This window comes from Pseudoxanthomonas sp. LjRoot204_2, from assembly GCF_056175765.1.
The window spans coordinates 1-5,215 of the sequence record NZ_JBGFFG010000242.1 but is presented as its reverse complement, the minus strand read 5'-3'; the positions used below and the strand labels follow the sequence as shown (position 1 = coordinate 5,215).

4 protein-coding genes are annotated in these 5,215 nt (G+C 67.6%); 2 read left to right on the top strand and 2 right to left on the bottom strand.

What is annotated here, in order from left to right:
- Both tsf and AC04L7_RS11970 read left to right on the top strand, forming a co-directional pair.
- On the top strand, positions 1–822 hold an 822-nt coding region (tsf, locus tag AC04L7_RS11975), incomplete at its 5' end, for a translation elongation factor Ts (RefSeq protein WP_475513076.1).
- Between the two features lie 215 nt (positions 823–1,037).
- Positions 1,038–2,531 (top strand): HDOD domain-containing protein, encoded by a 1,494-nt coding sequence (locus AC04L7_RS11970; RefSeq protein WP_435999683.1) that lies wholly within the window; start codon positions 1,038–1,040, stop codon positions 2,529–2,531.
- A 35-nt stretch (positions 2,532–2,566) separates the two neighbouring features.
- On the opposite strand, the gene AC04L7_RS11965 is transcribed toward AC04L7_RS11970, so the two are convergent.
- Positions 2,567–4,138: a tetratricopeptide repeat-containing sulfotransferase family protein gene (locus tag AC04L7_RS11965; RefSeq protein ID WP_435999685.1), complete on the bottom strand. Its 1,572-nt coding sequence runs from the start codon at positions 4,136–4,138 to the stop codon at positions 2,567–2,569.
- Positions 4,128–5,215, bottom strand: a 1,088-nt coding sequence (locus AC04L7_RS11960; protein WP_475513075.1) for a sulfotransferase family protein, incomplete at its 5' end; no start/stop codon positions are given. The genes AC04L7_RS11960 and AC04L7_RS11965, both read right to left, overlap by 11 nt.

Below are 5,215 nucleotides of genomic sequence, written 5' to 3'. Positions count from 1 at the left end.
ATGGAGTGCAAGAAGGCGCTCACCGAGAACAACGCCGACATCGACGCCGCGGCCGAGTGGCTGCGCAAGTCGGGCCTGGCCAAGGCCGACAAGAAGGCCGACCGCGTCACCGCCGAAGGCCGCGTGGCCGTGGCGCAGGACGGCGGCAAGGCCGTGCTGGTCGAGATCAACTCCGAGACAGACTTCGTCGCCAAGGACGCCAACTTCATCGCCTTCACCGACGCCATCGCGCAGGCCGCGCTGACCTCGGGCGCCGCCGACGTCGAAGCGCTGAAGAGCGCCAAGCTGGCCTCGGGCGAGACCGTCGAGGAAGCCCGCGCCGCCGCCATCGCCAAGCTGGGCGAGAACATGCAGATCCGTCGCCTTGTCGCCATCGACAGCGCGAACAACGTCGCGGCCTACGTGCACGGCGGCAAGATCGGCGTGCTGGTCGAGGTCAAGGGCGGCGACGCCGAACTGGCCCGCGGCCTGGCGATGCACATCGCCGCCATGAACCCCCCGCACAACAAGGCGGCCGACGTGCCGGCCGAGTTCGTGGCGAAGGAAAAGGAAATCGAGCTGGCAAAGATGTCGGACAAGGACAAGGCCAAGCCGGCCGACATCCTGGAGAAGATCATCTCCGGCAAGATCAACAAGATCGTCAACGAAGTGACGCTGTACGGCCAGCCGTACGTGCTGGACAGCGACAAGTCGGTCGAGCAGGTGGTCAAGGCCGCCGGCGCCGACGTGGTCGGCTTCCAGCGCCTGGTGGTCGGCGAAGGCATCGAGAAGGTGGTGGAAGACTACGCCGCCGAAGTGATGAAGCAGGCCGGCCTGGCATAAGCCGCGCATTCCGCTTCACCCGGAAAAGCCGCGGGAAACCGCGGCTTTTTTGTTGTCCGCGAAACGCGTCCCGACGCGGCGGCGTGCGCACCGCCTTTCGTCGTGCGCGCCTAAAGTTTGACGCTGCCGTGCCGAAACTGTCTACAAAGCTGCCATCCCGTCACGCTTTGCTGGCATGCTGCCGGCCACTTTCCTCCAGCGTAGTGCGCACCCGGATGCGTCCCGAACTCGAATCCCAGTTGTCGAACTGCCGCAACCTGCCCAGCCCGCCGGGCGTGGCGTTGCGCATCCTCGAACTGGCGCAGGACCCCGAGGTGGTGATGGCGACCGCGGCCGATGCGATCGGCCTGGACGCCGCCCTGAGCGCGCGCATGCTGCGCATCGCCAATTCCCCGCTCTATGCCAGCCGACGCCGCGTGGAAAACCTGTCGCAGGCACTGACGGTACTCGGCCTCAACGCGACGCTCACGCTGGCCCTGGGCTTCTCGCTCGCGCGCTGCGGCAGTGGCAGCCATCCCGTGGCGCAGGAGCGCGTCTGGCGCCGCAGCGTGATCGCCGCACTGGCATGTCGCCTGCTCGGCCAGCATGCCGGCACGCGCAAGGCCGAGGAACTGATGCTCGCCGGACTGCTGCAGGACATCGGCATGCTGGCCCTGCTGGAAGTGCTGGGCGACGACTACGCGCAGCTGGTCGAACGCACCGAAGACAACGCGGCACTGCTTGCCGCCGAACGCGACTGGCTGGGCTGCGACCACGCCTCTGTCGGTGGCTGGCTGGCGCGGCAGTGGAACCTGCCCGCACTGCTGCGGGAAGCCATCATGGAAAGCGAGGGGCCCGCTTCCGACACCACGTTCAATGCGTGCGTCGCCGTCTCCGGCCATGTCGCCGACATCTGGCTGGCCGGCGCGGATGAAGCCCGCACCGAGGCCGCCCATCGGCACGCGGCGCTGCAGGCGGCCACCCGCCTCGGGCTGGACTATGCGGCCTTCCTCACGCTGACCGAGGACATGATCGCCGCCCTGCCCGAAGTCTGCGCGATGTTCGACGTTCCGCCTGCGCCCCCCGCCCGCATCCAGGCCCTGCTGGACCAGGCGCGCGAGTTGCTGGTGGTGCGCAACCTGCGCGAGATCCAGGAAGCCGCGCGCGCGCGCAAGGAGGCCGACGAGCACGAAGACCGCGCACGCCGCCTGGCCGAGGAAGTGCGTCGCGATCCGCTGACCGGCGCCTACAACCGCAGCCAGCTGGAAGAAGTGCTGGAGAAGGAGTTCGACGCCGCCACCCGCCACGGCTGGCCGCTGTCGATCGCCTTCATCGACCTGGACGACTTCAAACAGGTCAACGACCGCTGGGGCCATCTGGTCGGCGACGAGGTGCTGCGCAACTTCGCCAAGTCGCTGATGCGGCATGTGCGCAGCAGCGACATCGTCGCCCGCTACGGCGGCGAGGAATTCCTGGTGGTACTGCCGGGCATCAATGAGGACGCGGCCGCCCACGTGGTGCGACGCATCCTGTCCGAGGTTTCCGGCGCAGCCATGGCGCACGTCAACGGCCAGCCGCTGCACATCACCTTCTCCGCCGGCCTCGCCACGCAAGGGGCGCTGGAACAGTTCCGCCACGTCGACGATCTGCTTCGCGCTGCCGACGAAGCGCTGTATGGCGCCAAGCGCGAGGGGCGCAATCGCGTCTCGGCGGGGGCCGTCGGCTCCTGAATCGACCCGTTGATGCCGGAGGCCGGCATCATCGTTCAGTCACTGCCGAGGCGCTCCCGCAACGGTGCAAGGTACCGCTCGTACGCGCGCCACTTCGGCACTTCCCGCACATGGATCGCGGTGCGGACCTGCACGGCGCTGGCCGTGACGACACCCCGCGTGCGCGACTGCATCCCCAGCATCTGCGGCTCGAAGGCGAGGCCGATGAAGTCGCAGACCCGGCGGACCACCTGTTCCGGCTCGCGCGTCAGCTGCGCGTAGTCCACGTCCATGATCCGCCCGGGATAGCGGGCATGCCAGTGAGCCATCAACGTGCGGTAGTGCGCGTGGAAATCGGCCAGTTCGCGCTGGTCGTAGCTGTAGGGATTGGCGTCGGAGAACAGTTCGCGCAGATTGGAGAAGCCGGTCTCCATCGGGTCGCGCACCATGTGCAGGATCTTCGCCTGCGGCAGGGCCTCGCAGATGAAGCCCAGGTTGAGGAAGTTCGAAGGAAGCTTGTCGGTGAAATGGCCCTCGCCGGACAAGCGCCAAGCGATGCCTTCCAGGTAACGGCGGCCGACCATGTCGAAGTCGACGGAAGCGGCCCTTGCGACGATCTCCGGACCGATCACGCCCGCGCAATGATGATCGGTGCCGTAGCGCATGGCACTGGTGAAGTCGTAGAGCTCGCCCAGTCCGCACACGTCGGAATGCCCGTCGAGCAGGTGCTCGATCAGCGTCGTGCCCGACCGATGCATGCCCACGATGAATACCGGCACCGCAGGGGTGCCGGACCCCGCCTGCACGGTGGAACCGCGTCGTTCGAAACGCAGCAGCCGCTCGAAAAGCAACGCCGTCTGCGCCGCGTCGTAGCGCAGCGAGGAACGCTTGCTGGCGCACCCTTCCTGCAGCGCATGCCAGGCCTCCTCGTAGCGCCCAAGACCGTCCAGTTCCTTGTGCAGCGCGAAGGCGAGCAACGCACGATCCTGCGCGGTCCGTCGCGGCACCTTCAGCTGCGCCCTGATCCGGGCCAGGTGGGCCTCGCCGGCGTGCTGCCTGCGGACCTGCGACAGGAGCCAGTAGCCCTGCGCGATCTGCGGCGCCCGCGCGAGCGCACGGGAGGCATCTTCCGCCGCCTCGTCGAATCGACCGAGGAACATCAGCACATGGGCCCGCGACAACAAGGTCGGCGGATAGTCCGGGTCCGCGCGCCGGGCTTCGTCCAGGAACATGATCGCCCGCTGCGGCAACCCCGCGTAGGTCAGCTGTGCCGCAATGGTGATCAACGAAGGGATCGGAATGCGGGACATCGGCAACATGCGCTCGATGCACGCCAGCATGGCCGGGATTTCGTTGAAGGTACGCAACCGTGCAAGCAGCTCCTTCACGACCTCGACCCGCTGCGTGTCGTGCTGGCTGGCCTGCAACGCATGGCCGTGCGCGGCCCGGTAACGGCCTGCGAGGGACGCCATGTAGGACAACTGCAAGAGGATGTCGGGATCGCCGGGCGACAGGGCGAGTGCGCGCCGGTACTCTTCGGTCGCCGCGTCGAAATCCTTGGCCACGGCATGCGCCTGGGCGCGTTGCATCAGCGCAGCCACGCGTCCGGACATCGGCTCAGCGGTCATGCCCGTTCCCCTGCGCGTCCAGCATCCGGCGCAGGGGCTCCAGCGGGACGGCGTAACGCCGCCATGCCCCTATGCCGCGGTCGTGGATGGGCGAACGGACTTGCGAACTGCTGGCGGTGGACACGGGCGCCGCATTGGCGGTGATGTCCAGCATGTCTAGGGCGGGCGCCAGGCCGCAGAACGCGAGAATGCCGCGCAGGGTGTCCTCGCCGCTCCGCACCAGCGCCTCGTAGTCCACCACGTGCATCGCACCCCGCGCCTCGGCCATCCAGTGCGCCAGCAGCCTGTCGAAACCGCGATGGTGCGCAGCCAGGTCTTCGAATGCGTAGCTGTAGGGATACGCGCCGCCCTCGAACAGCTCCTTCAGGTTCGAGAAGCAGGCGTCCATCGGATCGCGGCGCACGCAGAGGATGCGTGCCTGCGGGAGCGCCCGCAGTATCAGACCCACATTGAAGAAGTTCCGGGGGTTCTTGTCGATGAAGCAGCGACTCCCCGCGACCATCGGCGCCAGGCGATCCCTGTACCGTACGCCGACGGTGAGCGGATCGATCCCCGCGAGCTTCTCCCACCGCGACTCCCTCAGTCCGCCCGGGTAGAAATGGTCGGACACCTCGCTTATCGCCGCCTCCAGGTCGTTGCGCTCGCCCAGCGAAACGACCTCGGGATGATTGCCCAGCACCCGGTCCAGCACGGTCGTGCCGGTACGCGGCAGGCCGACGATGAAGATCGGCACGGGTCCGGATGGCACCTGATCGACGCGCACCGGCATAGCCCAGGGAGAGGACTGCATGAGACGCTCGAACGCCCGCTCCTCCTCTGCCGGATCGTGCCGCAGCGTGCTGCGCACCATGGCAGCTCCCTCCCGCAACGCGTCCCAGGCAGCCGCCGTGTGACCGGCATCGTCCAGTTCCTTGAACAGCGCATAGCGCAGCTGTGCACGTTCGGGCGATCCATCCGCATGTTGCCCGTAGGCCGCTTCGATCCTCGGCGCTCGGCTACCGGCTGGCTTCGCAGCCTGGTGGAACGCGAGGGTCCGGTGCACATAGGCGTTGTCCGGATCCAGGCGCAGTGCGTATT